The following is a 26,489-nucleotide window of genomic DNA, read 5'->3' on the forward strand; positions in this document are numbered from 1 at the left end:
GCCGGGGCTCAGCTGCTCGCGCTCGTCGGGGTGAGCCCGTCCGCCGACGTCTGCTTCGGCACGTCGGAAGACCGGGGCGGTGCTTCAGGTTCCTGCGCCGTCGCTCGCTCTGCGGAGGTCCGGTCGGCGAGGACGCGGCGGGCGCGCTCGACGTCGAGTGCCCCGTCCCACTTGGCGATCGCCAGCGTCGCCACCGCGTTGCCGTAGAAGTTGACCAGCGCTCGGCACTCGGACATGAACTTGTCGATGCCGAAGATCAGCATGATGCCCGCCGCGGGGACGGTGCCGATGGTCGACAGGGTGGCGGTCAGCGCGATGAATCCGCCACCGGCCACCCCGGCCGCGCCCTTCGAGGTGAGGAGCATGACCGCGAGCAGGCCGATCTGCTGGCCGACGCTCAGCGGGGTGTTGGTGGCCTGGGCGATGTAGACGGCGGCCAGCGACAGGTAGATCGCCGCGCCGTCGAGGTTGAAGCTGTAGCCGGTGGGCACGACCAGGCCCACCGTGGTGCGGTCGGCGCCCATGAAGGTCATCTTCCGCATCAGGCCGGGCAGCGCCGGTTCGGCGGTGGAGGTGCCGAGGACGAGGAAGAACTCGTCCTTGAGGTAGCGGAACAGCTGGAAGATGTTGAGCCGGACGTGGAGCGCGAGGAAGCCGCCCAGGACGACCACCACGAACAGGACCGATGTGGCGTAGAACAGCGCGATCAGCGAGCCGAGACTGGTCAACGTGGACAGTCCGAACGCCCCGACCGCGTAGGCCATGGCGCCGAAGGCGCCGAGCGGGGCGGCCTTCATCACGAAGCTCAGGACCTTGAACACGACCTCGGTCAGCCGCTTGACCCCGGCGGCGATCGGCTCGCCGATCGGGCCGACCGCCTTGATCGCGATGCCGAAGAGCACGGCCAGGAAGATGATCTGCAGGATGTCGCCCTCGGCGAACGCGCCGAAGAAGCTCTCCGGCACCAGGTGCGTGAAGAACTCCCACCACTGCTGGGTTTCGCCGGTCTCGACGTACTGCTGCGCGGTCCCGCTCACCTGGATCTTCGACGGGTCGGCGTTGACGCCTTCGCCGAGCCGGACGACGTTGATCGCGACGAGCCCGATCACCAGCGCGACGATGGTGCCGATCTGGAAGTAGGTCAGCGCTTTCAGCCCGGTGAGCCCGACCTTCTTCAGGTCGGCGACACCGGCGATCCCGCCGATGATGGTCAGGAAGACGATCGGCCCGATGAGCATCTTCATCGCGGCGATGAAGGTCGTCCCGATCGGCTGCATCGCCTCGCCGAGATCCGGCCACCGCCAGCCGAGCAGGATGCCGACGACGATCGCGACCAGGACCTGGAAGTAGAGCTGCCGGTACCAGGGCTTCGCCCCGGTTCTCCCGGGCGGCAGCGGTTTTTGTGCGGTCTGCGCCATTGCATTCTCCTGCACGTGGTCGAGCGCCGTTGTCAGCGGCGGTGGGCGGTCATCGGAAAGCCGGTTCGGGGGCGAGTGCTTCAGCGGCGATCCGTTCGCCGAGCAGTTCCAGCAGCGGTTCGGCTTCGCGCACGCAGCGGCTGACGTCCGCTTCGACGTCGGTGAGCGCGAAAGCCGCGGTGAAGCCCGCTGCGGTGAGCTCTCCACGGGTGAGCTGGTTGCGCCCGGCTGCCGCCACGACGGGAACCCCGGCTGCTCGCGCGGCCGAGGCGACCCCGGCGGGTGCCTTGCCGCGCAGGGTCTGGTGGTCCAGCGACCCTTCCCCGGTGACCACCAGGTGCGCACCCGGGAGCTGCTCGGCGAACCCGGTCAGCTCGAGGACGAGCTCGATCCCGGAGCGCAGCTGCCCGCCGAGGGCCAGCAGCGCGAATCCGGCGCCGCCCGCCGCTCCGGCACCCGGGTGGCCCGAAACCGCCGTGCCGGTGGCGTTCTCCAGCAGCTCCGCCCAGCGGCCGAGGGCGGGTTCGAGTTCCGCGATCGCGTCCGCGTCGGCGCCCTTCTGCGGTCCGTAAACCGCTGCGGCGCCGTTCGGTCCGAGCAGGGGGTTGTCGACGTCGCAGGCCACGACCAGCCGGGCTGCGTCCGGCCCGGTCAGGCGCGGGTGCAGACTGCTGAGATCGACGGCGCGGACGGCGCTCAGCAGCGAGGTCCGGTTTCCCGCCCGGTCGAACAGCCGACCGCCGAGCGCGGCCACGATGCCCGTTCCGCCATCGGTGGTCGCGCTGCCGCCCAGCCCGACGACGACGGTGCGGTGGCCCGCGTCGAGGGCGGCGGCGATCACCTGGCCGGTGCCGTGCGAGGAGGCCGCCATCGCGGTGGCAGGTGTGGTTCTCGGGATCCGGCCCAGGCCGGAGACGTCCGCGAGCTCCACGACCGCAACGCCGTCGCGTTGGACGTAGCCGGTCTCGACGGGGCGACCGAGCGGGTCCGCGGCCGTGACCGGGACGCGGGTGAAGCCCGCCGCCTCGAACGCGTCCAGGGTGCCTTCACCGCCGTCGGCCACGGGCCGTTCGCGGACGGCGGGGCGGGAGTGGTGGCGCCGCAGCCCGCGGGAGAGCGCGGCGGTCGCGCGGGCCGCGTCGATGGAACCCTTGAACGAGTCGAGAGCCACGACCACCTCGTGCATGCATCCTCCTCGCCCTGCGAACGTGGGCACCACAGTGACCGCGGACGCGGTGCGCCGTCCAAGAGAAAGTCGCTACCCGACTGATAGGTTCTGCTGATCAGTGGGCTCTGACCTGCCCATACGTCGCGTGGAGGAGTGCGCCCATGGACGTGCGCCAGCTCGAGTACTTCCTGGCGATCGTCGACCACGGCGGTTTCGGCAAGGCGGCGCAAGCGCTGCACGTCGCCCAGCCCTCGCTGTCGCAGGCCATCGCCGGTCTGGAGCGCGAGCTCGGCGTGCAGCTGTTCCACCGCATCGGCAGGGGTGCCGTCCTCAGCAGCGCCGGAACCGAGCTGATCGGCCCGGCCCGGCAGGTCATCCGCGACCTGCGCACGGCCCGGTCGACGATGGACTGGGTCCGGGGAGCCCGTCGCGGCCGGGTCGAGCTCGTGACGATGCCGTCCCCCGGGATCGAGCCCCTCGGCACGCTGACCCGCCTGTTCGCCCAGCAGCACCCGGGAGTCACGGTCGGCGCCGACGCGGCCTTCACCCCCGACGAGGTGGTGCAGAAGATCAAGCAGGGGGCCTGCGAGCTCGGGCTGATCGGAACGCCCGGACCGCTGCAGGCCCCGGGCGTCGACGTGCTGCCCCTGGAAGCGCAGGACTTCGTCCTCGTCGGGGCACCGGACGCGGACTTCCCGAGCGGTGATCCGGTCCAGCGCTCGGCGCTGACCGGTGCGCGCCTGATCGTCTCGCCGCCGGGCAGCCACATGCGGCAGATCGTCGACGAAGTGCTGGCGGACGGCGCGGACCTGCAGATCGTCGCCGAGGTGGCCCACCGCACGTCGATCCTCCCGCTGGTGATGCACGGCACCGGTCTGGCCGTGCTGCCGTCCGCGTGGGCCCCGCTGGCCCGGCGCGCCGGTGCCCGCGTCGCCCGCATCGACCCACCGGCGCAGCTGCACGTCGCCCTGCTCAGCCGGTCGGCCCCGCTGACCCCCGCGGCGCGGGCCTTCCTCGCCGTGGCCCGCTCCTACCGGCCCGCGGACCACCTGGGTGCGTGACCAGCCGGGATAACCGGAACCTATGAATGGCATCGCGAAAGCGTGTTGGACGTCCGCAGGCCCGCCGGGCTTGACTCGGTGCACCAGCACCCGACACCAGGGGAGTCGCTCGATGTCAGCTCAGCCCACGACCCGCACCTTCAAGATCGCGGCGGTTCCCGCTGACGGGGTGGGGACCGAGGTCGTCGCCGCCGGGCGCGCGGTGCTCGACGCGCTGGCCGCGGGATCGGGCGGTGCGTTCGCCTTCGACTGGACCGAATTCCCGTGGGGCTGCGGGTACTACGAGCGCACCGGCCGGATGATGGACGAGGACGGTCTGGAGGCGCTGCGCGAGTTCGACGCCATCTACTTCGGTGCCGTCGGCTGGCCCTCGGTGCCCGACCACACCAGCCTCTGGGGATTGCGGCTGAAGATCTGCCAGAACTTCGACCAGTGGGCCAACATCCGGCCGGTGCACTTCCACCCCGGCATCACCTCGCCGCTGCGCAAGGCCGACCACACCCCGCTGGACTGGGTCGTCGTCCGGGAGAACAGCGAGGGGGAGTACGCGGGCCTCGGCGGCCGCAACCTCTCCGGCCGCGGTCCGGGCAACGAGGTCGCGCTGCAGACCGCGCTGTTCACCGAGCGCGGCTGCGAGCGGATCATCCGCTTCGCCTTCGACCTGGCGCGCACCCGGCCCCGGAAGAAGGTCTCCTCGGTCACCAAGAGCAACGCCCAGCAGTACGGGATGGTGCTGTGGGACGAGACCTTCGTCCGCGTCGCCGCCGACTACCCGGACGTCGAGACGGAGAGCGTGCTGGTCGACGCGATGTCGGCGAAGTTCGTGCTCAAACCGGAGGACCTCTCGGTCGTGGTGGCCTCCAACCTCAACGCCGACATCCTGTCCGACCTCGGCTCGGCGCTGGCCGGGAGCCTCGGCCTGGCCGCCAGCGCGAACCTGAACCCGGAGCGCCGGTTCCCGTCGATGTTCGAACCCGTCCACGGGTCCGCGCCGGACATCGCCGGTCGAGGTCTGGCCAACCCGATCGGTGCGATCGGCAGCGCGGCGCTCATGCTCGACCACTTCGGACTGCCCGACGAAGCGGTCCGCGTGAACAAGGCGATCGAGGCGACCACCGCGTCCGGCGTGCTGACCCCGGACGTCGGCGGGACCGCCAAGACCTCCGACGTCGTCGCCTCGGTCATCGACCACCTCTGACCGGCCGCGGGTGCGCGACGCCGTTGCGCACCCGCACATTCCCCGCGCTGAACCGACGGGGAGGACTAAGGATCAGGCGCGCCGCTGGTCGGCCCTGGCGCGCTTCGCCTCGGCCTTGTCCTTGATGCGCGCGGCTTCGCGCTTGACCTCCAGCTGGGTGGCGCGCTCCTGCTGGAGCCACTCGGGGTTCTCCTCGCGCAGGGCGTTGATCTCGTCGGTGGTCAGCGGGTCGGTGATGCCCGCGCGGGTCAAGCCGCCGATGGAGATGCGCAGCCGCGCGGCCACCACCTGGCGCGGGTGCGGGCCGTTGCGGCGCAGCTCGCGGAGCCACTCCGGCGGGTCGGCCTGCAGGGCGTTGAGCTCCTCGCGCGAGATGACGCCCTCCTGGAACTCCGCGGGGGTGGCTCCGAGGTACACGTTGAGCTTCTTCGCCGCGGTCGCGGGCTTCATCGTCTGGGAGGTCTGGCGCGCCTTCATGCCCTCCAGGGTATCGACCGCACCCGCACCACCTGCGGTGACGCCCGGTAACCTGGCCCGCGTGACTGGTTCGGACGAGCAGCCCCCCTTCACGCTCGCCTACGTGCCGGGCGTGACGCCGGGCAAGTGGGCGCGCAAGTGGGCGGAGCGGGTGCCCGAGGTGCCGCTGGAGCTCGTCCAGGTGCCCGCCGCCGGTGCCGCCGACGTGGTGCGCCGCGGCGAGGCGGACATGGTGCTGCTCCGGTTCCCGACCGACCGCGCGGGTCTGCACGCGATCCCGCTCTACACCGAGACGACCGTGGTGGTGGTCCCGAAGGACCACGTGGTGGCCGCGGTCGACGAGGTCTCCGGCGACGACCTGGCCGACGAGGTGGTGCTGCACCCCCTCGACGACACCCTCGACTGGTCGGGCCCGCCCGGACGACCGGCGATCGAGCGCCCGGCCACCACCGGGGACGCCGTCGAGCTGGTGGCGGCCGGGGTGGGCCTGCTCGTGGTCCCGCAGTCGCTGGCCCGCCTGCACCACCGCAAGGACCTCACCTACCGGCCGGTGACCGACGCCCCGCAGTCCCAGGTCGCGCTGTCCTGGCCGGAGGAGGAGACCACGGACCTGCAGGAGCAGTTCATCGGGATCGTGCGCGGCCGCACGGTCAACAGCACCCGCGGTCGCCCGCCGACACCGCCGCAGGACAAGCGCAAGCGACCGGCCGAGGCCAAGAAGCCCGCTGCCAGGGGATCGTCCGGCCGGAACCGGTCGCGCGGCTCGGCCGGACCCCGGCGCGGGAAACCGCGCCGCCGCTCGTAGTCCCTGCCGGTCAGCGCCCGGGGGTTTCCTCGAAGCTGGCGAAGTAGGCGGCTGCCATGTCCTCCGCGGAGTGGCCCTGCTCGGCGGCGCGGTTGAAGCGCCGCGCTCCTGCTTCGGCGACGTCGAGGCGGACGCCGCACGCCTTCCCCGCCTGGACGATCAGCTCGGCGTCCTTGGCGGCGGTGGTCACGGCGAAGCTCGGCGGGGTCAGCCGGTCCTCGAGGATCGCCCTGGCCTTCGCGTGCAGGTAGCCCATGTCGAGCGGGCCGCCGCTGATGATGTCGAAGAACCGCTGCGGCTCCACGCCCAGGCCCTTGGCCAGTGCGAGGGCTTCACCGGCGGCGTTCGTGACGGCGAGCACCCAGCTGTTGGCCACGAGCTTGAGGCGCGTGGCGCTCGCCTCGGCGCCGTCCTCGCCGGTCCACACCGTGCGGGAGCCGATGGCCTCGAACACCGGCGTCACCACGTCCCGGCTCCCGCTCGGCCCGGCGGCCAGGACGACGAGCTGCCCCTCCTCGGCGGGCTGGCGGGTACCGAGGACGGGGGCGTCGAAGAAGACGAGCTGCTGCTCGCGGGCCAGCGCGGCCAGCTCGCCGACGGCGTCGATGCCAGCCGTGGTCGACTGCACCCACGCCGTGCCGGGGCGAGCGCCCGCTCGCCGCATCACGTCGAGCGCCGCGGGGCCGTCGTGCACCATCGTGAGGACCACATCAGCGCCTCGGACGGCCTCGGCGGGCGTGTCGGCGACGTGCGCCCCGTCGGCGGCCAGCGGCTCGGCCTTCGCCCGCGTGCGGTTCCAGACGCGCACGGTGTGACCGGCGCGAGCGAGGTTGCGGGCCATCGCCGCGCCCATGATCCCGGTGCCAAGAACGCTGGTGGTCAGCGTGTCGGTCATGTCGATCTCCTCGGTCTGGCGGTGCGTGCACCGCCAGACAAGCAGCCGGTCGGTGACCGTGCCAGGCAGGGTCCGGCAGGGTGTCGACGCGTTGGAGGCGCGACGGCTCCAGCCGGGACCGGTGATCACCGGGCTGCGGCGGCGCGGTACCAGCACCAGCGGTGATCCCGTGCTGCGCCGCTCCAGCGCCTGGAGAGTCCGATGAGGACGACCGGTCCGGCGGTGCGTCACAGCAGTCCGGGAAGGACGAACACCAGCCACAGCGCGGCCGGGACCGCGGCGACGATGATCGCGCCGTAGAGCAGGAGCTGGCGGAAGAACGCGTCGCGGTCGACCCCCTTGGCGTTGGCGAGCACGATCGCGCCGTTGGTGGAGAACGGGCTCACGTCGACCACGGTCGCCGCCACCGCCAGCGCGGTGATCATGCCGACCGCGCCGATGCTGCCCTCCTGCAGGAAGGGGACGGCGAGCGGGATGAGCGCGCCCATGAGACCCACCGACGAGGCGAAGGCCGACACGATCGCCCCGATGTAGCAGAGCAGGAGCGCGGCGAGCAGCGGGACGCCGATCCCGGCCACCGAGTTGCCCACGTAGTCGATCGTGCCCATCTTCTCCAGCACGCCGACGTAGGTGAGCACGCCGCAGATCAGCAGCACGGTGGGCCACGCCACCTCGCTGGGCGCCTGCTTGCACATCTTCGGTGAGAGCACGCTCAGGACCACGGCGACGGTCATCGCCACCAGCCCCACGTCGAGCCCGAACCCGAGCGTGGTGACCACCAGGACGACCAGTCCGGCCAGCGTGAGCACCCGGTCCCGGTTCAGGCCGAGCTCCTCGGCAGGTTCCTCCCCGGAGCCCCCGGAACCCGCGCCGACGGTGACGAGCTGCTTCGCCTCGGCCGCGCGCCGCAGGCGCAGCCCGCCGAACACCACGAACACGACCGCGGCGATCACCGCGTTGACCACCAGGCTGCCCAGGAACAGCACCACCGGGTCGCCCGGCAGCCCGCTGCGGTCCACCACGCCGTTGACGATCGTGCCGTAGATGCTGATCGGCGAGAAGCTCCCGGCCTGCGTCCCGTGCACCACCATCGCGCCCATGAGCAGCGGGTTGATCCGGTACTGCGCGGCGAGGTTCAGCGCGATCGGCGCGACGATGGCGACCGCGGCCGGGCTGACGGCGCCGATGGCGGTCAGCACCGCGCCGATGCCGAACATCACCCACGGGATCAGCGCGATCCGCCCGCCGACCAGCCGCACGGCCTGCCGCACCAACCAGTCGGTGGTGCCGTTGGCCCGCGCGATGGCGAACAGGAAGGTGACGCCGACCAGCACGACGAACAGGTCGCCGGGGAACCCGGCGAAGATGTCGTCCTCGGACATCCCGCCGGCCAGCGCGCCGACCAGGAAGGCCGCGGCGAACGCCAGCAAGCCCATGTTGACCGAGAGCGTGGTGGCGATGACGAACGCGGCGACCAGCACCAGGATCGATATCAACTCGGGCGGCACCGTTGCCTCCTTGCCGGGCGAGCAGCCGCGCCCCGGTGTGGCGCGCGGCACAGTGGCTGACTGGCTAAGCCACTTTCAGCGATCCACCCGCCGAAGTCAATACCCGAATGGCCAACTGGCTCAGCCACTGCGCCGGGGCGTGGTCGGGTGCGAAGGTGGACCGGTGGTGGGCAGAGCTGGCGTTCTGCCCACCACCGGGAGCGCGCTCAGGTGTTCAGGAGGGCGCGGCGCTTCCGCGGGGGCGCGAGGCTGCTCCTGATCACGAGTTCGCTGTCCAGGCGGATCTCGCGGCGGCGCAGCGGCTCGTCGGAGTTCATGCGGCTGTGCAGCATCTCCACGGCGGTGCGGGCGAGATCGTCGAGCTGGTGGCGGACGACGGTTATCTGCGGCGTCATCAGCGTCGTCCACTCCGCGTCGTGGAACACCACCACCGAGAGGTCCTCGGGCAGGCGCACGCCGCATTCCTGGAGGTATCGCACGACGTGTGCGGATACCGCGGTGTTGCCGACGATGAGCGCGGTCGGGGGCTCGTCCAGCCCGGCCATCGCGCGCACCGCGTTCTCCACCCCGGCGCGCTGGAAGGCCAGTTCCGCCACCAGCGCCGGGTCTGCGGCGACGTCGTGCTCGTCCAGTGCCCGGCGGTACCCGTCGATGCGCTCATGCCCAGTCGAGGTGGTGCTCGGTCCGCTCACCAGCGCGATGCGGCGGTGGCCGCGCTCGAGCAGCGCTGTGGTCGCTGCGTGGGCGGCGCTCTCGTTGTCCATGCCGACGACGTCGATCCCCGGGATGCGGTCGATGACCCGGTCCACGAAGGTCAGGTCGATGCCGAGGTCGCGCATGTGCCGCCAGGCCGCCGCGTTGCCGGTGCCCGGCGCGGCGATCACGCCCCGCACCCGCTTCTGCATCAGCAGCTCGATGCTCCGCAGTTCCATCGCGGGATCTTCTTGCGTGGTGGTGAGCAGGACGCCCAGGCCGACCTCGGCGGCGTGCCGGACGACGTGCTCGGCGAGGTGGGCGAAGAACGGGTTCGCCACGTCCGCCAGGACCAGCCCGATGGTGTTCGTGGTGCGGGTGCGCAGTTCCCGGGCCGCGCTGTGCGGGCGGTAGTCGAGCGCCTTGATCGAGGCGAGCACCCGCTCGCGGGTCCGCTCCGAGACCGAGCCGTTGGCGTTGACGACTCGTGACACCACGCCCGGCGACACCCCGGCGTGCTCGGCCACGTCCTTGACCGTCGGTGCCCGGCCGCGTGCCATGGTCCTCCTCCGCATTCCGCCATCTTTCCGGAGCTTCGCCGCTCGGTCGATTTCACCTCGCGGGTTGACACCGATGTGGCCGGATGGCACAAAGTACAACGTTGCACATCTCGTATAACGTTATACATGACTGACGAGGGAGTCAGCATGACAGGCGTCCGAACTGCCCGAGCTCGCGTCCGCGGCGGGCGAAATCGGCCTCTCGAAGACCCCGCGCCCGCAACGGGGACCGGATCATGAGCGCTCGGGAGGTGCCCGCCGAGCGGGCGTGCTTGCCGGAGGTCCCCACGGAGCTCGCGCGGCGCCGGCTGAGCCTGGCCACGATCGTGAAGTTCTTCGGGCCGGGCGCGATCATCGCGTCGTTGACCGTGGGCAGCGGGGAAACCGTTCTCGCCTCCCGGATGGGCGCGGTCTTCGGCTTCGCAGTGCTGTGGGTGGTGGTGGTCGGCACGGTGGCGAAGGCCGCGGTGATCTACTCCTCCAACCGCTACATCGTGCTGACCGGGGAACACCCGATGAGCGGGCTGGCGCGGGTGATCCCGGGGCCGCGCGGTTGGTTCCCGCTGCTCATCGGCGCCTTGGCGGTGCTGTCCTTCCCGTTCGTGGCCAGCGCCCTGGCGTCCGGGATCGGCGGCTACCTGAACAAGGTCGTCGGCGGGGCCGCGGTCGCCTGGGGGTTGGTGCTGCTCGTCCTGGCCGCCGCGATCGCCTGGTTCGGCTGGTACGCGCTGCTGGAACGCGCCCAGATCGCGATCGTCGCGCTGAAGGTGGCGCTGGTCGTGGTCGCGGTGTTCGCCGCGAACCCGCAGTGGCTCGACGTGCTCGGCGGCTTCGTGCCGCAGGGCCTCGGCTACGAGCCGTTCGTCTTCGCCGAGTACCCGGAGATCGCCGAGCGGTCCGCGTGGGTGGAGGCTGTGGTCTTCATGGGCGGTCTCGGTGGCGGCATGTACGACTACATCGGCTACGCGGGCCTGATGCGGGAGAAGCGGTGGGGTGCGCTGGGGCTGCCCGGTCGCGACGGCGCGGCGTCGACCGCCGGGCCGCTGGAGCTGGCCGACACCCCGGAGGAGCGCCGCCGGGTGCGCGGCTGGGCCCGAGCGCCGCTGGGCGACGTCGTGCTGAGCTTCGCGACCATGGGGTTGACCGCGGTCGCCTTCATCATCACCGGCAAGGAGATCCTCGGGGCCGCGCACAACGTGCCCAGCGGGAACAACGTGCTGACCTACCAGGGCGACGTGCTGGGCATCATCCACCCGGTCCTGCGCTACTTCTACATCGTCGCGATCATCATGGTCTTCCTCGGCACCATGTACGCGATCTGGGAGGTCTACACCCGCACGACCCACGAATCGCTGTCCGCGGTCTCGAAGCGGGTGCGCGAGGGCGGCGTCGCGCGGACCCGCCGCTGGGTCTACGGCTACGTGCTGGTCGGCGGCCTCGCGCTGATTCTCACCGGGGCGGACCTGGTGTCGCTGATCAGCCCGGCGAACATCGTCGGCGGAACCGTCGCGGTGGGGATCTACGGGTTCGGCCTGCTGGTGCTGGAACGCCGGGTGCTGCCGAAGTCCTTCCGGATCGGCCGCACCGGGCGGTCGCTCATCGCCGCGTCCTCGGCCGTGCTGCTGGTCGCCGGGCTCATCGCGCTGGCCCAATACTCAGGGGTCCTGCGATGAGCGCGGCGCGGCAGATCACCCCCGGACACCTGCTGGGCGCCGGATGTTTCCTGCTGCTGGCCGGTTTCCGGGCAGCCGAGGGATCGTGGCTCTGGGCCGCGATCTTCGCCCTGGCGGCCGCATCGCAGGTCTACCTCGGGTGGCGAGCCGCGCCCGCGCGGCCCGCAGAAGGGGCCCGGCAGCGCCGGGCCAGCGGCGAGTTCCAGCGGAACGTGCGGATCTGGCGGGCGATGACCGCGTCGTCCTGCCTGCTCACCGTGGCGCTGCTGGTCGTCCAACCGGCGTTGTCCGTGATCGCGGCCGCCATCGGGCTCTGCTGCTCGTGGATGGTCGTCCGGACGCGAGCCGAAGCCTGATGCGAGAACCGGTGTGCCACCGGGCCTTCGCGGCTCGGTGGCACACCGGTTCGTCAGATCTGGCCCTTGGCCGGGTCCCCGCCGGGCAGCGGCGTCATGAGCGTGACGGTCGGGGCTGATCGGAGGAGTCCGGCCAGGGAGTCGTTGAGCCGCGCCACCGGCGCTCCGGCGGAGTGGGCGTCGAGGAGCTCCTGGGACTCCCACTTCTCGATGAGGACCAGCGAGCCGTCCGCCGCGTCGTGCAGCGCGTAGTGGACGCAGCCCGCTTCCTCGTGGACGGCCGGGAGCGCGGCCTGGATGGCCTGCTTCGCCGCGGCTCGGGAGTCGGGCAGCGGTTCGAAGACGGCGGTGACGATCACTGGCATGTTCGCTCCGATCTGGTGCTGACAGGTCACACTCGTGCGGTGCTGGCCCGCTCCGAGAACTCAGCGGCGACGCGGACGTGGCGCGGCCGGGGGGCGAGCTTCTGCCGCATGCGCGCGTGGATGAGCTCCACGGCGTGCAGCGCGAGCAGCTCGATCGGCTGGCGGACCGCGGTCAGCGGGGGGTGGATCAGCTCGGTCCACGGGTTGTCGTCGAAGACCACCACGGACAGGTCGTCCGGAATGGACACCCGGGCCTGGAAGAGCATCCGCAGCACCACGCGCACCTGCGCGGTGTTGGCGACGATGAGGCCGGTCGGCGGTTCGTCCAGGGCCAGCATCTGCGCCACCACGTCGGCGCCCTGGTCGCCGCGGAACGGCACCGGGCGCACCAGGCGGTCGTCCACGGGCACCCCGTGCTCCTGCAGCGCCCGCTCGTACCCGCGCACCCTGTCGGACCCGGTCGTGGTGTCCAGCGGGCCGGAGACGAGGCCGATCCGCCGGTGCCCGCGGGTGAGCAGGTGCGCCGTCGCGGTCGCAGCGGAGTCGACGTTCTCGATGCTGACCACGTCGACCTGGTCGAGCCCGTCGATCGCCCGGTCCACGAATGCCACCGGGATGTCCAACGCGGCGAGCTTCGCCCAGCGCTCGACGTTGGCGCTGGTCGGCGTGCCGATCAGGCCTCCGACGGAGCGGTCCAGCAGGGTGTCGAGCGCCTGCGCCTCCAGGTGCGGGTCCTCCTGCGTGGTCATGAGCACGATCTGCAGCTCGCGCGAGCGAGCTTCGGCGACCACGCGGTCGGCCAGCCGGGCGAAGAACGGGTTGGTCAGATCCGCCAGCAGCAGGCCGACGGTGCTGCTCTGGCCCTGGCTCAGCTGCCGCGCGGCGGCGCGCGGCCGGTAGGCGAGGGCGTCGATCGCCGCGAGCACCTTCGCCCGCTTCTCCGGCGCGACCGGGCCGGTGTCGTTGAGGACGCGTGACACCACCGAGACGGACACGCCCGCCCGCGCGGCGACGTCTCGAATGGTTGCCGCCTTCTTCATGGCACTCCTTCCCGAGCTCGGACCCTAAGCCACCGCTGCGGGTGGGCCGGGGCGGGAGGTGATCGGCGCGGTCGGGCGTTGACGGCCGGAAACCCGGGGTGGTACAAAACTGGAACCGTTACCACATGTTACCACCTCGGGAGTTTCCGGTGAACTTGCACGATTTGCTGCTGGCGCGCGAACAGGACGGCAAGCCGATCCGGGTCGGGGTCATCGGCGCTGGTCGCTTCGGCACGATGTTCCTCGCCCAGGTCCGGGCGACTCCGGGTGTGCACGTGGCCGCGGTGGCCGACATCGACCTCGACCGCGCGCACCGGGCTCTCAAGCTGGTCGACTGGCCGCAGGAAGCCGTCGCGACCGATCTGGCCGACGCGCTGTCCAGCGACCGGACCGCAGTCCTGCCCGAGGCGAGCCCGCTGTTCACCCCGGATATCGACGTGGTCGTGGAGGCCACCGGGAACCCCATCGCGGGGACCTCGCACGCGTTGAAGGCCATCGAGACCGGCCAGCACATCGTCATGGTGACCGTCGAGGCCGATGCGCTGCTGGGACCGGCGCTCGCCCGGCGGGCCGCCGACCGCGGGCTGGTCTACTCGCTGGCCTACGGCGACCAACCGGCGCTGATCATGGAACTCGTCGACTGGGCGCGGACTTCCGGGTTCCAGGTGGTGTGCGCGGGCAAAGGCGCCAAGTACCTCGAGCACTACCACGAGATGAACCCGGACAACGTGTGGGAGAACTGGGAGTTCTCCAAGGAGCTCACCGATTCCGGGCAGCTCAACCCCTACATGCACACCGCGTTCCGGGACGGCACGAAAGCGGCGATCGAGATGGCCGCCGTCGCCAACGCCGCGGGCCTGGTGCCCTCCGACGACGGGCTCACCTTCACCCCGGGCGACGTCGAGGAGATCGCCACCATCTGCCGACCGAGGGAATCCGGCGGTGTGCTGGCGCACGAGGGGTCGGTGGACGTGATGTCCAGCGTGACCCGCGACGGCGACTGGATCCCGCACAACACGCAGGAGGGCGTCTTCGTCGTCGTCAAGGCCACCAACGACTACGTCTCGGGCTGCTTCGCGGAGTACCCCTGGCACCCGGACCCGACGAAGCAGTACGCCGCGCTGTACCGGCCCTACCACTACGTCGGGCTGGAGCTCGGGATCACCATCGCCAACGCCGTCCTGCGCGGGGTGCCGACCGGTGCGCCGAAGGGCTTCTTCGGCGACGTGGTGGCGACGGCGAAGAAGGACCTGAAGGCGGGTGACGAGCTCGACGGCGAAGGCGGCTACACGGTGTGGGGCAAGTTGATCTCGGCCCGGGCCTCGGTGGAGCGGGGCGCGCTGCCGATCGCGCTGGCGCACCACGTGAAGCTGCGGCGCGACATCCCGAAGGGTGCCGTCCTCACCCGCGACGACGTCGAGCTCGACGACTCCTTCGCGCAGGTGCTCGAACTCCGGGCGGAAGCCGAACAGCTCCTGGCCCGGGACTGACCGGCCGCGCGAGGATTGCGAGCAACGATGACGACATCCGCCGCACGTTCGGTGTCCCTGCTCGGGCTGGGGCCGATGGGTGAGCCGATGGCGGCCAACCTGGTTCGCCGCCTCGGCTCGCTCACCGTGTGGAACCGCACGCCCGAACGCGCGTCGCGCGTGGTGGAGCTGGGGGCCCGGCAGGCCGCGTCACCGGCCGAAGCCGCCTGCGACGTGGTCCTCACCGCGCTGCCGGACCTCCCGCAGGTCGAGTCCCTGCTCGCCGGCCCGGAAGGCCTGCTGGCGGGGTGGCGCGGCCGCGGCGCGGTGGACCCGATCCTGGTGGTGCACGGGACCGTTTCGCCCGTCGCGGTGCGGGAATTCGCCGAGCGCCTGCGGGCCGACCACGGGGTCCGGGTGGTGGACGCGCCGATGAGCGGCGGGGTGCCCGGTGCGGAACGCGGCTCGCTGAGCCTGATGGTGGGCGGCGATCCGGACGCGGTGGAGGCGCTGGAACCGGTGTTCGCCGCGGTCGCGGAAACGGTGGTGCGCATGGGGGAGTGCGGCTCCGGGCAGCTGGCCAAGGCGTGCAACCAGGTGGTGGTGGCGGGCACGATCGCGGCGTTGTGCGAGGCGCTCTGCTTGGCGCAGCGCGGCGGTCTGCCCCGCGCGGACCTGCTGCGGGCGCTCGGCGGCGGTCTCGCCGGATCCGAGGTGTTGAACCAGAAGTCGGCGCGCTGGCTGAGCGAGGACTTCACCGGTGGTGGCAGCGCCCGGAACCAGCTGAAGGACCTCGTGTTCGCCGTGGAAGCGGCGAACAGCGCCGGTGCGCCGTCGGAGGTGGCCGAGCTCCTGCGCGCCCAGTTCGGCAGGATGGTCGTCGCCGGCGACGGTGACCTGGACCACTCGGGCCTGCTCCGAACCGTCGCGAACAGCACCGCCCACCGCGAACCGGCGGGCGGTGCTGTTCGGGACGGATCCGGTCAGCTGATCTCGATGCCGAAGACCTCCAGGGCGGAGTAGACGCCGAGGGCGGCGATCGCCAGGCTGCTCAGGATCAGGGCTGCGGTGACCAGCGGGTGGGGGCGGAGGTGCTTGTCCGGTTCGTGCGCTCGGAGGTACCACACCGCGATCACCACCGCGACGAGGAAGACGCCGCCGCCGAAGCCGCCGATCTGGACCATCAGCACCGGGGACTGGACGAACAGGTAGGACGCCGCCCACAGCGGTGGCAGGCAGTACGTCAGGATGCGGATCGTCCGCTTGCGCACCTCGGGGTTCTTCCAGTCCAGGACGCCGAGGATGCCGAGCGTGTTGGTCCACAGCCGGGGGACGCTGGCCGTCGAGCCGATGATCGTGGAGAACAGGACCGCGATGGCGCCGAGCAGGAACAGCACCTCCGCCCACGGGCCGAGCGTGTCGGTGTACATCCGGGAGAGGGTGGTGATCATGTCGTTGCCCTCGGGCACCAGCTGCTGCGGGTGCAGCACCGAGGCGCCGATGACGTAGAACGACAGCGTGCAGAGGGTGCACACCAGCCACGACACCGCGACGTCCAGCCGCATCACCTTCAGCCAGCCCACCGCGCGGCGGTCCCGCTCGGGGGTGCCGTCGGCGGGGCCGGTCCAGCGGGCGTAGCCCTTCTCCATGCACCAGTAGGTATAAGTGGTCATCTCGTCGGCACCGACGCCGGTCAGGCCGAACATCGCCACCGCCATGCCCAGCGCTCCGGCGGGCACCGCCAGCTCGAGGCCGCTCGCGAGATCGCCCGGCGTCCAGCCGAACTCGGTGAACGGCAGCGCCAGCGCCAGCGCGACGGTGATCAGGGTGAACACCGCGACCGCGATCACCGAAGCCGTTTCCACGACCGAGTAGCGGCTGCTCTGCAGCAGCGCGACCGTGACCGCGACGATGATCAGCGACCACACCGCGGTCGACGTCCAGCTCAGCGGGGCACCCGCGATCGGCCACAGCACCGAGCACGCCGCGGCCGTGCCGCCGATGATCCCGCCGCGCTGGAACATCTTGGCGAAGTCCATGCCGATCCACAGGAAGTTGATCCAGCCGCCCCGCCGGGTGCGCGGCTTGACGTCGCTGAACGCCTCCAGCGCTGGTCGTCCGTACAGGACGGTGAGGCGGCCGAGCTCCAGCTGCACCCAGACCTTCACCGTGGTGGCCACGATGATCAGCCACAGCAGGGCGAAACCGGCGCGGGCGCCGAGCGAGGTGGTCAGGATCAGCTCGCCCGAGCCCACCACCGCGGCCGAGAGGATCATGCCGGGGCCGAGGTGGCGCAGCCTGGCCCGGAACGTCGCCGGCGGCTCCTTGACGTCGTCCGCGCTCAGCGCGTACAGGTCCGTCGTCGTGGCGGTGGCGCTCATCGGGCTGACTCCGGGAAATCGTTGCGGTGCTTGGTGAAGTCGATCCCGATCAACCTCGTTCGGCGGGTTCTGGCGTGCTCGATCTCCATGGATTTCCTTGCTTCCTGCGCGGAGCTGAACGCCCGGCGCTCCAGTGCTGCGGATCGTCAGGGGAGCGGTTTCAGTTGAAACTGCGATCCCCGGCCACGGGTTTCCGCAGTTTCAACTGAAACCGCGGTTGACCGAGGGCGGATGTCTCAGATCGGTTCACGCGGCGGCGTGCGGTGGTTCGGTGCCGTTGAGCACCGCGAGCACGCCTTCGGCGACGGCGACGCCCATCGTCCGGTTGGCCTCCCGGCTGCACGCGCCGATGTGGGCGGTGAGGACCACGTTGGGCGCGGTGCGCAGCGGGCTGTCTGCGAGCGGTTCCACGGCGAAGGCGTCGAACCCGGCCCCGGCCAGGTGCCCGCTGCTCAGCAGTTCAGCGGCGGCCGACTCGTCGACCAGCCCGCCGCGCGCGGCGTTGAGCAGGATCGCGCCGGGGCGCATCGCGGCGAGGCGGTCGCGGTCCAGCAGCGGTTCCGCCCCGGGCGTCGCGGGCAGGTGCAGGCTCACCACGTCGCTGTCGAGCACGGTGTCCAGGTCGACCGCCGGGACGTCGCCGAAGGCCTCGGCGGGCAGGAACGGGTCGTGCGCGGCCACGGTCATGCCGAACGCGGTCGCGTACCCGGCCACGAGCCTGCCGATCCGGCCGAACCCGATGATGCCCAGGCTGCGCCCGGCCAGCTCGCCGCCGAAGGTCTTGGGCCAGCCCCCGGCGCGCACGCCCCGGTCGTTCGCGGTGATCCCGCGCGCGACGTCGAGCAGCAGCCCGAAGGTCAGCTCGGCGACCGCGCGCGAGTTGCTGCCGGGCGCGTAGACGACGCGCACGCCCGCTTCGCGCGCCGCGTCGAGGTCGATGTTGTCGTACCCGACGCCGTGCTTGGCGACGACCTTGAGCCGGGGTGCCGCCTCGAACACCTCGCGGTCGATCCGGTCCATGCCGACGATCAGCGCTTCGGCCTCCGGAACCCGGTCGAGCATGTCGGCGCGGGGCAGTGCGCCGTCCTCGCAGGGCCGTTCGGCGCGCACGCCCGCGTCGCGCAGCATGTCCCACGGTTCGGCGGAGAACCGGCCGAACGTCGGTGTGGTGATCAGGACCAGGGTCATGCGGTCTCCTGCCATCCGGGCCAGTCCGGGTCGAGCCGGACGTGGGAGATCGACGAGCGGTGGTGGGTGAACGCCACGTGCACGCGGCCGCGGTCGTCCTGGACGATCGACGGGTAGGACAGCTCCTTGTTGAGCCCGTCGCGGGAGTTGTTCGTCAGGCAGGTGCCCTCGCCCCTGGCGAGGTCGGGGTGCCGGTGCCAGGTGCGCCCGCCGTCGGCCGAGGTCGCCAGCGCCAGCGGTGCTCGCGGCGCGCCCCAGAACGCCTCCCGGTCGTCCCAGCCACCGTCGACGGCGACCGCTGCGCGCTCCTGCCCGGCGAGCGCGCCGTGCTCGTCCACCTCGTCGTAGAGGCCCGCCCGGCGGTGCGTGGCGTCGGCCGCGCTGCTGGCGTTGTAGACCAGCGCGATCCGGCCGTCGGCGAGCCCGGTCGCCTGGATCGACGAGTTGTTGTTGGGCAGCTGCGTCGGTTCCGGGACCGTCCACTTGAGACCGTCCGGGGAGGTGCTGGTGCGGATCACGTCGGCGAAGCGGCTCCGGTAGAACGCGACGTAGCCCGCGTCGGACGGCAGGACGTTCATGTGCACCGATCCGCGGCTGCTCGGCACGTCGTAGCGCGTCCAGGTCGCGCCCGCGTCGTCGCTGGCGTACACCGCGCTGGTGTCGTCACCGCCGGACCACGTGCCGGTGGCCGGGGTGATGCAGCGGAAGGCGGGCAGCAGCCAGGTGCCCGCCGCGGTGACCTGGACCGGTTGCCGGATGAACACCCCGCCCAGCTCGTCGGCGGGCAGCAGGACCCGCGGCTCGTCCCAGGTCCGGCCGCCGTCGGCGGAGCGGCGGGACCGCACCTCGGCGGTGTCCTGGCGGCCCGCGCGCTGCGCGGTCCACAGCAGCCACAGCACGCCGTCCGGTGCGGTGAACAGCACCGGGTTCTGCTCGGAGCGGTCCGGGTCGCCGGTGAGCGCGATGGGTTGCGACCAGGTGTCACCGTCGGGCGCGAGGCGGGAGAACCAGATCCGGATGTCGTGCACGCCCTCCTGGGTGCCGCCGAACCAGGCGCAGCCGATGTCACCACCCGGCAGCACGGCGAGGTTCGCCGCGTGGCACTGCGCGACCGGGGCGGTGAGCGTGGCGTCGGTGCGGCCGGGGCCGTTCTCGCGCAGCTTCACCGCTCGCCCCGTGCTGCCGACAGGTGCGCCTTCGCCGCCTGCTCCAGGTGCACGAGGTCGCAGGCCACCGTCGCGTAGGTGTAGCCCTGCGCGAGCCTGCGCTGGGCGACCTCCCCGCTGGGGGTGTGGATGCCCGCGGCGATCCCGGCCTCCGCGGCGGTCTCGGCGATCTTCTGCACCGCGGCCTCGAAGACGTCGTCCACCGCGGGGTCGGTCGAGGTCGCACCCCCGACCGCCAGGCGCAGGTCGGACGGGCCGACGTACACCCCGTCCAGGCCGGGGGTCGCGCAGATCTCGGCGACGTTCGCCAGCCCCTCCGGGGTTTCGATCATGGCCAGCACCAGCACCGATTCGTTCGCCTCGGAGGGGTTCGGGCCGACGCGCAGCTGCGAGCGCATCGGTCCGTAGGACCGGCGGCCCTCCGGCGGGTAGCGCGTGGCGCGGACCGCTGCCGCGGCGTCCTCGGCGGTGTCGACCAGCGGCACGATGACACCGGTCGCGCCCGCGTCGAGCACCCGGCCGATGGCGAACGGGTCGTTCTGCTCGACGCGCACCACGGCCGCGGACGTGGCACCGGCGTCGATGGCGAGCATCGCGTTGCGGATGCCGGTGTAGCCGAGCAGGCCGTGCTGGGCGTCGACGGCGACGTAGTCGTAGCCGAGCCGGGCGAGGCGTTCGGTGGCGATCGGGTCATCCAGCACTACCCAGTAGCCGATGGCCTGCTGGCGGCTGCGGACGCGGCGGGCGAATTCGAGTGCGTTCACGGGATCTGCTCCTGTTCTCCGGGCTCGTCGTCCGGGGGACCGCGATTTCCCTGGAAATCGAAGGTGCGATTTCAAGGGAAATCGCGTTCGGTCAGCGGTTGTAGGCGGGCATGGGGCCGTGCAGCGCGGCACCGACCTCGTCGCAGGCGGCGGCGACGTCGGCGGGCAGCGGACCCCTGCGCAGCGCGGCGATGTTGGACGTGAGGTGGTCCAGTTTGGACGCTCCGAGCAGCACGGCGCCGACCACCGGCCGGGTCGGCAACCAGCGCAGCGCGAGCTCGGTCAGCGGCAGCCCGGCACCGTCGGCGATCCGCCCCAGCGCCGACACGGCTTCGAAGAGCCGCTCGTCCCAGTAGCGCTGGCGGTACATCCCGGCGAGCACGGAGTCGCCGAAGCGGCCGCTGCCCGGTTCGCTGCCGAAGCGGTGCTTGCCGGTGAGCAGTCCGCCGCCGAGCGGGTTGTAGACCACGGTGTCCAGCCCGGTGGCCGACGCCATCGCCGCGTACTCGTCGTCGATCCGGCGCGCCAGCAGGTTGTAGAGCTGCTGCGCCACCACCGGCCGGGGCGCCCCGACCCGGTCGGCGACGTGGTTGAGCTCGACGATCTGCCAGGCCGCGAAGTTCGAGACGCCCAGCTCGCGGATCTTGCCCTCCGCGACCAGGTCGGCGACGGTGCGCAGGGTGTCCTCGACGCTCGCCGCGTAGTCGGGCTGGTGCAGGTAGAACAGGTCGATGTGGTCCACCCCGAGTCGGCGCAGGCTGCCTTCGACGCTGGCGCGCAGGCCCTGCGGCGACAGCGGTGAGTGCTCCCCGGCGTCCGGGTGCGGCATCCCGGCCTTGGTCGCCAGCCTGATCCGGTCCCGGCGGGGTGCGATGAGCGGGGCCAGCAGCTCCTCGGTGGTGCCCTTGGCGTAGCCGTTGGCGGTGTCCACCTCGGTGATCCCGGCGTCGAGCGCGGCGTCGAGCATCGCTTCGGCCTCTGCGACCGGAGCGGTGTCGCCGAAGGTCATCGTGCCGAGGACCAGCCTGGGGTCGGTCATGGTTTCCCTCCCGTGTCGGGGTTCGCGCTGATCGCGGTCAGCAGGTGCCGCGGTTTGCGGCCGGACATCGCCGTCGGGTCCAGCGCGGCGTCACGCAGCGCGCGGGTGTAGTCGGAGGCGGGGTGGGCCAGCACCTCGCGCACCGGGCCGCGCTCGACGACCTCGCCGCGCCGCAGCACCAGCACGTCGTCGCTGAGCTCGTGCACCACGCCGAGGTTGTGCGAGATCACCACGTACGCCACCCCGGTCTCGGCCTGGATGTCCTTGAGCAGGGCCAGGACCTGCGCCTGCACGGACACGTCCAGCGCGCTGGTGGCCTCGTCGCAGACGAGCACGTCGGGGCGGCAGGCCAGCGCCCGCGCGATGCCGATGCGCTGCCGCTGCCCGCCGGAGAACTCGGCGGGGCGCCGGTCCAGCGCGCTTTCCGGCAGCTCGACGCGGTCCAGCAGCTCCCGCGCCTGCCGCCTGCGGTCCCGCACCCCGCGCAGCTTGAGCGGCTCGCCGACGATCTCGGCGGCGGTGAGCCTCGGGTCCAGCGAGCCGTACGGGTCCTGGAAGATCATCTGGACCCGGGCGCGCAGCGGGCGCAGGCGCCGCTCGGACAGCTGCGAGATGTCGGTGCCGTCCAGCAGGATCCGGCCCGAGGTCGGGCGCTGCAGGCGCACGATGCTGCGCGCGATGGTGCTCTTGCCGCACCCGGATTCGCCGACGATGCCGACGGTGCGGCCCGCGTCGAGGCTGAACCCGACGCCGGAGACGGCGCGGAACTTCCCCCTGCCGGGAGCGGGGAACTCGACGACGAGGTCTTCGACCCGCAGGACCTCGCTCATGCCGTCGCCCCCTCGCCGGACAGCCGCGGCACGGCGGCCAGCAGCTGCTTCGGGTACGGGTGCGCCGGTGCGCCGATGACCTGCTCGACCTCGCCGCTCTCCACGAACCGCCCGCCGCGCATCACGTGCACCCGGTCGGACACCATCCGCGCCACGCCGAGGTCGTGGGTGATCATCAAGATCGCCACCCCGGTGCGCTCCTGCAGCTCCATGAGCAGGTCCAGCACCCCCGCCTGCACCGTGACGTCGAGCGCGCTGGTCGGCTCGTCGGCGACCAGCAGCTCCGGTTCGCCGACCAGCGCGCAGGCGATCAGGACCCGCTGCTGCAGGCCGCCGGAGAGCTGGTGCGGATGGCGATCGAGCACGCGTTCCGGGTCGGGCACCCGCACCCGTTCCAGCAGCTCCCGCGCCGCCACCCGGGCCTGGCGGCGGCTGGTGCCCCGGTGCCGCAGGCGGACCAGTTCGACCAGCCGCGAGCCGACGGTGTGCACCGGGCTCAGCGCGGTCATCGGGTCCTGCGGGACGAGTCCCACCACGCGCCCGCGCAGGCCCTCGATCGCGGCGGGATCGGCGATGACGTCGTGCCCGGCGACCGCGGCGCGACCCGACAGCACGGCCAGGTCCGGCGGCAGCAACCGCAGCAGGCCCATCGCCGTGGTCGACTTGCCGGAACCGGACTCGCCGATCAGCGTCACCGTCTCGCCGGGGTCGACGTGCAGCGAGATCCCGTCCACGGCGCGGACCACGCCGCGCCCGGTGATGAGTTCGACCTGCAGGTCCTCGACGTCCAACAGCCGGTTCATGCCGTCACCGCTCCCTTCCTGCCGCGCGGGGCGTCCCGCAGTCCGTCGCCGAGCAGGTTCACGCCGACCACCAGCAGCACGATCACCAGGCCGGGCAGCGTGACCAGCCACCACGACGTGGTGACGTAGTCCTGGCCGTCGGAGATCAGCCGCCCCCAGGTGGGGAACGGCCGCTCCGGGCCCGCCCCGAGGTAGCTCAGCGCGCTCTCCAGCAGCACCGCCTGCGCCAGCAGCAGGAGCACCACCAGGCTGGTCTGCCGGACCACGTTGGGCACCAGGTGGCGCAGCAGCACGGCGCGGTGCGCGAGACCGAGCGTGCGGGCGGCGTCCACGTAGGGCTTCTCGCGCTCCACGAGCACCATCGACCGCGTCATGCGGGCCACGTCGGGCCACTGCGCGACCGCGATCACCGCCGTGATCACCGGCACCGACGGCCCGAACAGCGCCACCACGAGCAGCAGCATCATCAGCAGCGGCAACGACATCTGTGCTTCGAGGAGGCGGCAGACCACCGCGTCCACCCAGCCGCCGAAGTAGCCAGCCGCGGCGCCCGCGGCGAGCCCGATCAGGCCGGAGACGACCACGGCGAGCACCCCGATGAGGATCGACACCTGCCCGCCTTCGAGGACCCGGGCCAGCACGTCCCGGCCGAGCTGGTCGGTGCCGAACAGGTGGCCGTCGGTGAGCGGCGGCAGCCGCCGCGCCCCGAGGTCCTGCTCGGTGGCCCCGGGGAGCGGCAGCAGGTCGGCGAGCGCGACCGGCAGCACCACCAGCGCGGTGAGGACCGCCCCGGTCCAGATCTTCGCCCTGGCGGTGCGGGACCGGCGGGTGACACCGGCTCGCCGCAGCTGGGCGGGGGTGACGCGGCTGGGCCGCTCCTGGGTGGTCGTGGTGTTCATCGCGCCGTGGCCCTTCCGAGGCGCACCCGCGGGTCCAGCAGCGGGTACAGCAGGTCGACGAGGAGTTGAGCGAGGATCGCCAGCGCGGCGGTGACCAGCACCGTCGCCTGGATCAGCGGGTAGTCGCGGGTCTCCAGCGCGCGCACCACCAGCGAGCCGACGCCGGGCCAGTTGAACACGACCTCGACCACGACGACGCCGTTGAGCATCGCGGCGAACCGGGTGCCCAGCGCGGTGAGCACGGGAATGGCCGAGTTGCCCAGCGCGTAGCCCCACAGGATGCGGCGCTCCGGGATGCCGTGCGCGCGCGCCACGGTGACGTACGGCGAGGTCAGGTTGCCGACCATCTCGCGGCGCACCAGCCGGGAGATGAGCGCGACCTGCAGCAGCGCGACGGTGACCGCGGGCAGCACCAGGCCCGACCAGGTGGTGAAGCCGGAGGCGGGGAGCACCGGCAGCAGCACGGAGAAGGCGGTGAGCAGCATGATGCCGCTCCAGAACTCGGGCATCGACTGGGCGGCGACCACCGCGATGTTCGCGCCGGTCTCGCGCGCGGAGTCGGCGCGGCGGGCCATCCAGATCCCCAGCGGCAGCGCGACCAGCGCGGTGAGCGCGATCGCGGCCAGCGCCAGCGTGATCGTGTACGGGACCCGGTCGAGCACCACGTCGAGCGCGGGGGCCCGGAACGAGTAGGACGTGCCGAGGTCACCGGTGAACAGCTGCCCGAGGAACGTCAGGTACTGCGCGGGGATCGAGCCGTCCAGCCCGAGCTGGGTGCGGATCTCCGCCAGGTCCTCGGCGGTGGCGTTGGGCGCGGCGAAGGCGGTGGCCGGATCGCCCGGCGCCATGCGGATGAGCACGAACACGGTGGAGACGGTGAGCAGCACGACCAGCGCGCTCTGGCCGAGCCGGGCGGCGATGTAGCGGATCACCTCACACCCCCAGCCCGATGCTCGCGAGGTCGTAGGAGTTGGTGGCCTCCAGCGCGACGTCGGTGACGCGGGTGCGGTAGGCCAGCACCGAGTTCGGCACGAACGCCCACATCGACGGCCACGAGTCCCACACCACCTGCTGCAACCGGGCGGTGATCTCCTGCCGCCGCGCGGTGTCGACCTCGGCGTAGGCCGCGTCGAGCAGGGCGATCACCTCGTGGTTGACGTAGCCCTGGTAGGTGTCGCGGGTGAGCTCGCGCTCCGGCGTGCCGCCGTACATGCCCTGCAGGATCGGCAGCGCCGCGCCGACGGGGGAGGCGTAACCGTTGCCCAGCACGTCCCAGTCCCCGCCGCGGCCCTGGCGCCACTCGGAGATGTCGCCGCCGGGTTCGAACTGGCGCAGCGCCACCGGAACGCCGATGTCGCCGAGCATCTGCACGACGGCTTCCATCACGCTGGTGTCCCCGGCGAACTCCCCGGTCTCCCAGATCAGCGTGAGCCGCAGGTCGCCGTGGCCGATGCCCTCGGCCTCCAGCATCTGCTTGGCGCGCCGCGGGTCGAACTCGTAGCTGCCGCAGCGGACGGCGCCGTTGAGCGTTTCGGCGACCGGCCCGGTGGCCGAGCGCACCGAACCGGACAGCACCTCGTCGGCCAGCCGCCGCCCGTCCACCGCGAGCGAGAGGGCCTGCCGGACGGAGGCTTTGGCCAGCGGGTGGTCGGCGGGCTTGCGGAAGTTGTAGAAGAGTTGGTTGATCCGGGTGCCGCGGACCTGCTCGATCGCGACCTCGGGCAACCCGCGCAGCTGCACGGCGGAGTCCGGGGAGATGGTGTCGATGATGTCGAGCTCGCCGGAGCGCAGCCCGACCACGCGGTTGGACTCCTCGGGCACGAACCGCACCTGCACCTGGGCCACGCGCGGCGCCGCCGCCCAGTAGTTCTCGTTGCGGCGCAAGGTGTACTCGCCGGTGCCGCGGTTGGACGCGATGACCTCGTACGGGCCGGTGCCGACGCCGCTCTGCAGCTCCTCCGGCCGGTTCGCGGCGGCCGGGGTGATGAGGATGTTGGCCATCAGGTAGTCGAGGACCGGCAGCGGGTGGTCGGTCTCGAGCGTGAAGGTCCGGTCGTCGACGGGCACCACGGTCGGCCACTCCGGGAAGAACGCGGCCAGGTAGGAACCGCTGACCTGCCGGTACATCTCCAGCGCGGTGCTGACGTCGGCGATGCGGACGGGGCTGCCGTCGGAGTAGCGGATGCCCTCGCGCAGCCGCGCCGTCCACTGCGTCGGGGCGGTGCGCTCGAACCGGTCGGCGAGCACGGGAACGGGCGTGAGGTCGGGGCCGATGCGGGTCAGCCCCTGGCGCACCGCGCGCTGCACGGTCACCGCGGCGTCGAACTGGTTGAGCTTGTTGTCCAGCGAGACGAGCGTGCGGTTCAGCCCGAGGCTCACCGAACCGGGCGGAGGTCCGCCGGTGGGACCGGCGCAGGCCGGGAGCGCCGCCGCGCCGCCGACGACGCCCAGCGCCTTGAGCAGTGTTCTTCGGGATAACCGCGCCGATCGTGGCGTCGCCGTCCGCACCTGGAACCTCCCGTGAGCGCCGTTGCCGAGAGCAGCTGTTGGTGCGACACGCTGACATAGTTGCGCGATATGCGCAATATAGATAGCGTGATTCGCGCAGAAAGCGATGTGCGGGGGTGGGCGTGGATCAGCGAAGAACGCTGAACTTTCCGAGTTCCTCCGCCTCCCGGGGGTGCACCGTCGCCGGGGGACATGTGGTCAACATTGCGCGTTTCGCGCATACTT

25 protein-coding genes are annotated in these 26,489 nt (G+C 71.9%); 7 read left to right on the forward strand and 18 right to left on the reverse strand.

All coding sequences use genetic code 11. The annotated features are described in order from the left end of the window. Positions 1 to 8: 8 nt before the first annotated feature. Together dctA and F1721_RS28160 are read right to left on the reverse strand one after the other, a co-directional pair. Complete coding sequence (gene dctA / locus F1721_RS28155) at positions 9 to 1,418, reverse strand: C4-dicarboxylate transporter DctA (protein WP_150069824.1); 1,410 nt, start codon at positions 1,416 to 1,418, stop codon at positions 9 to 11. 49 nt (positions 1,419 to 1,467) lie between these two features. Further along, on the reverse strand, positions 1,468 to 2,604 hold the full coding sequence (locus F1721_RS28160; RefSeq protein ID WP_150069825.1) for a glycerate kinase: 1,137 nt from the start codon (positions 2,602 to 2,604) through the stop codon (positions 1,468 to 1,470). Between the two features lie 143 nt (positions 2,605 to 2,747). Here F1721_RS28160 and F1721_RS28165 point away from each other — a divergent pair, with 143 nt between their 5' ends. Next, on the forward strand, positions 2,748 to 3,647 hold the full coding sequence (locus F1721_RS28165; RefSeq protein ID WP_150069826.1) for a LysR family transcriptional regulator: 900 nt from the start codon (positions 2,748 to 2,750) through the stop codon (positions 3,645 to 3,647). A 112-nt stretch (positions 3,648 to 3,759) separates the two neighbouring features. Then, positions 3,760 to 4,845 carry a tartrate dehydrogenase gene (locus F1721_RS28170; RefSeq protein WP_150069827.1) on the forward strand — a complete coding sequence of 362 codons (1,086 nt, stop codon included), beginning with the start codon at positions 3,760 to 3,762 and terminating at the stop codon, positions 4,843 to 4,845. Between the two features lie 72 nt (positions 4,846 to 4,917). Here the strand turns inward: F1721_RS28170 and F1721_RS28175 are convergent, their stop codons facing one another. Continuing rightward, positions 4,918 to 5,322 carry a DUF5997 family protein gene (locus F1721_RS28175; protein ID WP_150069828.1) on the reverse strand — a complete coding sequence of 135 codons (405 nt, stop codon included), beginning with the start codon at positions 5,320 to 5,322 and terminating at the stop codon, positions 4,918 to 4,920. 61 nt (positions 5,323 to 5,383) lie between these two features. Between F1721_RS28175 and F1721_RS28180 the strand changes: the two genes are divergently transcribed. After that, positions 5,384 to 6,127: a LysR family transcriptional regulator substrate-binding protein gene (locus tag F1721_RS28180; RefSeq protein WP_150069829.1), complete on the forward strand. Its 744-nt coding sequence runs from the start codon at positions 5,384 to 5,386 to the stop codon at positions 6,125 to 6,127. A 10-nt stretch (positions 6,128 to 6,137) separates the two neighbouring features. Here the strand turns inward: F1721_RS28180 and F1721_RS28185 are convergent, their stop codons facing one another. From F1721_RS28185 to F1721_RS28195, 3 genes are all read right to left on the reverse strand, one after another. After that, positions 6,138 to 7,022, reverse strand: coding sequence for an NAD(P)-dependent oxidoreductase (locus F1721_RS28185; RefSeq protein WP_150069830.1), 885 nt, complete (start codon positions 7,020 to 7,022; stop codon positions 6,138 to 6,140). Positions 7,023 to 7,249: 227 nt separating this feature from the next. Then, entirely contained in the window at positions 7,250 to 8,530 is a 1,281-nt protein-coding gene (locus tag F1721_RS28190) for an SLC13 family permease (protein ID WP_150069831.1), read from the reverse strand. A 206-nt stretch (positions 8,531 to 8,736) separates the two neighbouring features. After that, complete coding sequence (locus F1721_RS28195; RefSeq protein WP_170301633.1) at positions 8,737 to 9,783, reverse strand: LacI family DNA-binding transcriptional regulator; 1,047 nt, start codon at positions 9,781 to 9,783, stop codon at positions 8,737 to 8,739. 236 nt (positions 9,784 to 10,019) lie between these two features. On the opposite strand from F1721_RS28195, the gene F1721_RS28200 reads away from it, so the two are divergent. Together F1721_RS28200 and F1721_RS28205 are read left to right on the forward strand one after the other, a co-directional pair. Next, positions 10,020 to 11,456, forward strand: a complete 1,437-nt coding sequence (locus tag F1721_RS28200; RefSeq protein WP_150069833.1) for an Nramp family divalent metal transporter — start codon at positions 10,020 to 10,022, stop codon at positions 11,454 to 11,456. Further along, positions 11,453 to 11,812 carry a hypothetical protein gene (locus F1721_RS28205; RefSeq protein ID WP_150069834.1) on the forward strand — a complete coding sequence of 120 codons (360 nt, stop codon included), beginning with the start codon at positions 11,453 to 11,455 and terminating at the stop codon, positions 11,810 to 11,812. Before F1721_RS28200 ends, F1721_RS28205 begins: the two co-directional genes overlap by 4 nt. Positions 11,813 to 11,865: 53 nt before the next feature. Here F1721_RS28205 and F1721_RS28210 read toward each other — a convergent pair whose 3' ends face one another. Both F1721_RS28210 and F1721_RS28215 read right to left on the reverse strand, forming a co-directional pair. After that, positions 11,866 to 12,177 carry a putative quinol monooxygenase gene (locus F1721_RS28210; protein WP_150069835.1) on the reverse strand — a complete coding sequence of 104 codons (312 nt, stop codon included), beginning with the start codon at positions 12,175 to 12,177 and terminating at the stop codon, positions 11,866 to 11,868. Between the two features lie 26 nt (positions 12,178 to 12,203). After that, complete coding sequence (locus F1721_RS28215) at positions 12,204 to 13,217, reverse strand: LacI family DNA-binding transcriptional regulator (protein ID WP_150069836.1); 1,014 nt, start codon at positions 13,215 to 13,217, stop codon at positions 12,204 to 12,206. 149 nt (positions 13,218 to 13,366) lie between these two features. On the opposite strand from F1721_RS28215, the gene F1721_RS28220 reads away from it, so the two are divergent. Both F1721_RS28220 and F1721_RS28225 read left to right on the forward strand, forming a co-directional pair. After that, entirely contained in the window at positions 13,367 to 14,707 is a 1,341-nt protein-coding gene (locus F1721_RS28220; protein ID WP_150069837.1) for an NAD(P)H-dependent oxidoreductase, read from the forward strand. A gap of 27 nt (positions 14,708 to 14,734) precedes the next feature. After that, entirely contained in the window at positions 14,735 to 15,709 is a 975-nt protein-coding gene (locus F1721_RS28225) for an NAD(P)-dependent oxidoreductase (RefSeq protein ID WP_150069838.1), read from the forward strand. Here the strand turns inward: F1721_RS28225 and F1721_RS28230 are convergent. The 10 genes from F1721_RS28230 to F1721_RS28275 all read right to left on the reverse strand — a co-directional run bounded on the left by F1721_RS28230 (position 15,670) and on the right by F1721_RS28275 (position 26,264). Continuing rightward, a complete protein-coding gene (locus F1721_RS28230) occupies positions 15,670 to 17,067 on the reverse strand; it encodes an Nramp family divalent metal transporter (protein ID WP_150069839.1) in 1,398 nt (465 codons plus the stop codon). The two genes, F1721_RS28225 and F1721_RS28230, sit on opposite strands and share 40 nt — an antisense overlap. Positions 17,068 to 17,313: 246 nt before the next feature. After that, positions 17,314 to 18,255: a phosphoglycerate dehydrogenase gene (locus F1721_RS28235; RefSeq protein WP_150069840.1), complete on the reverse strand. Its 942-nt coding sequence runs from the start codon at positions 18,253 to 18,255 to the stop codon at positions 17,314 to 17,316. Next, a complete protein-coding gene (locus tag F1721_RS28240) occupies positions 18,252 to 19,421 on the reverse strand; it encodes a sialidase family protein (RefSeq protein ID WP_150069841.1) in 1,170 nt (389 codons plus the stop codon). The genes F1721_RS28235 and F1721_RS28240 overlap by 4 nt, the downstream gene beginning before the upstream one ends. Next, positions 19,418 to 20,185 (reverse strand): HpcH/HpaI aldolase family protein, encoded by a 768-nt coding sequence (locus tag F1721_RS28245; protein ID WP_150069842.1) that lies wholly within the window; start codon positions 20,183 to 20,185, stop codon positions 19,418 to 19,420. The genes F1721_RS28240 and F1721_RS28245 overlap by 4 nt, the downstream gene beginning before the upstream one ends. A 91-nt stretch (positions 20,186 to 20,276) precedes the next feature. Further along, the gene (locus tag F1721_RS28250; RefSeq protein WP_150069843.1) at positions 20,277 to 21,224 is read right to left on the reverse strand and encodes an aldo/keto reductase; all 948 of its coding nucleotides are present in this window, start codon (positions 21,222 to 21,224) and stop codon (positions 20,277 to 20,279) included. Beyond that, positions 21,221 to 22,054, reverse strand: a complete 834-nt coding sequence (locus tag F1721_RS28255; protein WP_150069844.1) for an ABC transporter ATP-binding protein — start codon at positions 22,052 to 22,054, stop codon at positions 21,221 to 21,223. Before F1721_RS28255 ends, F1721_RS28250 begins: the two co-directional genes overlap by 4 nt. Further along, positions 22,051 to 22,857, reverse strand: coding sequence for an ABC transporter ATP-binding protein (locus F1721_RS28260; RefSeq protein ID WP_150069845.1), 807 nt, complete (start codon positions 22,855 to 22,857; stop codon positions 22,051 to 22,053). Before F1721_RS28260 ends, F1721_RS28255 begins: the two co-directional genes overlap by 4 nt. Beyond that, positions 22,854 to 23,756, reverse strand: coding sequence for an ABC transporter permease (locus F1721_RS28265; protein ID WP_150069846.1), 903 nt, complete (start codon positions 23,754 to 23,756; stop codon positions 22,854 to 22,856). The genes F1721_RS28260 and F1721_RS28265 overlap by 4 nt, the downstream gene beginning before the upstream one ends. Further along, positions 23,753 to 24,688: an ABC transporter permease gene (locus tag F1721_RS28270; protein WP_150069847.1), complete on the reverse strand. Its 936-nt coding sequence runs from the start codon at positions 24,686 to 24,688 to the stop codon at positions 23,753 to 23,755. The genes F1721_RS28265 and F1721_RS28270 overlap by 4 nt, the downstream gene beginning before the upstream one ends. Position 24,689: 1 nt before the next feature. Continuing rightward, positions 24,690 to 26,264: an ABC transporter substrate-binding protein gene (locus tag F1721_RS28275; RefSeq protein ID WP_150069848.1), complete on the reverse strand. Its 1,575-nt coding sequence runs from the start codon at positions 26,262 to 26,264 to the stop codon at positions 24,690 to 24,692. Positions 26,265 to 26,489 lie beyond the last annotated feature (225 nt).

The sequence above is a fragment of the Saccharopolyspora hirsuta genome (assembly GCF_008630535.1).
Lineage (GTDB): Bacteria > Actinomycetota > Actinomycetes > Mycobacteriales > Pseudonocardiaceae > Saccharopolyspora > Saccharopolyspora hirsuta.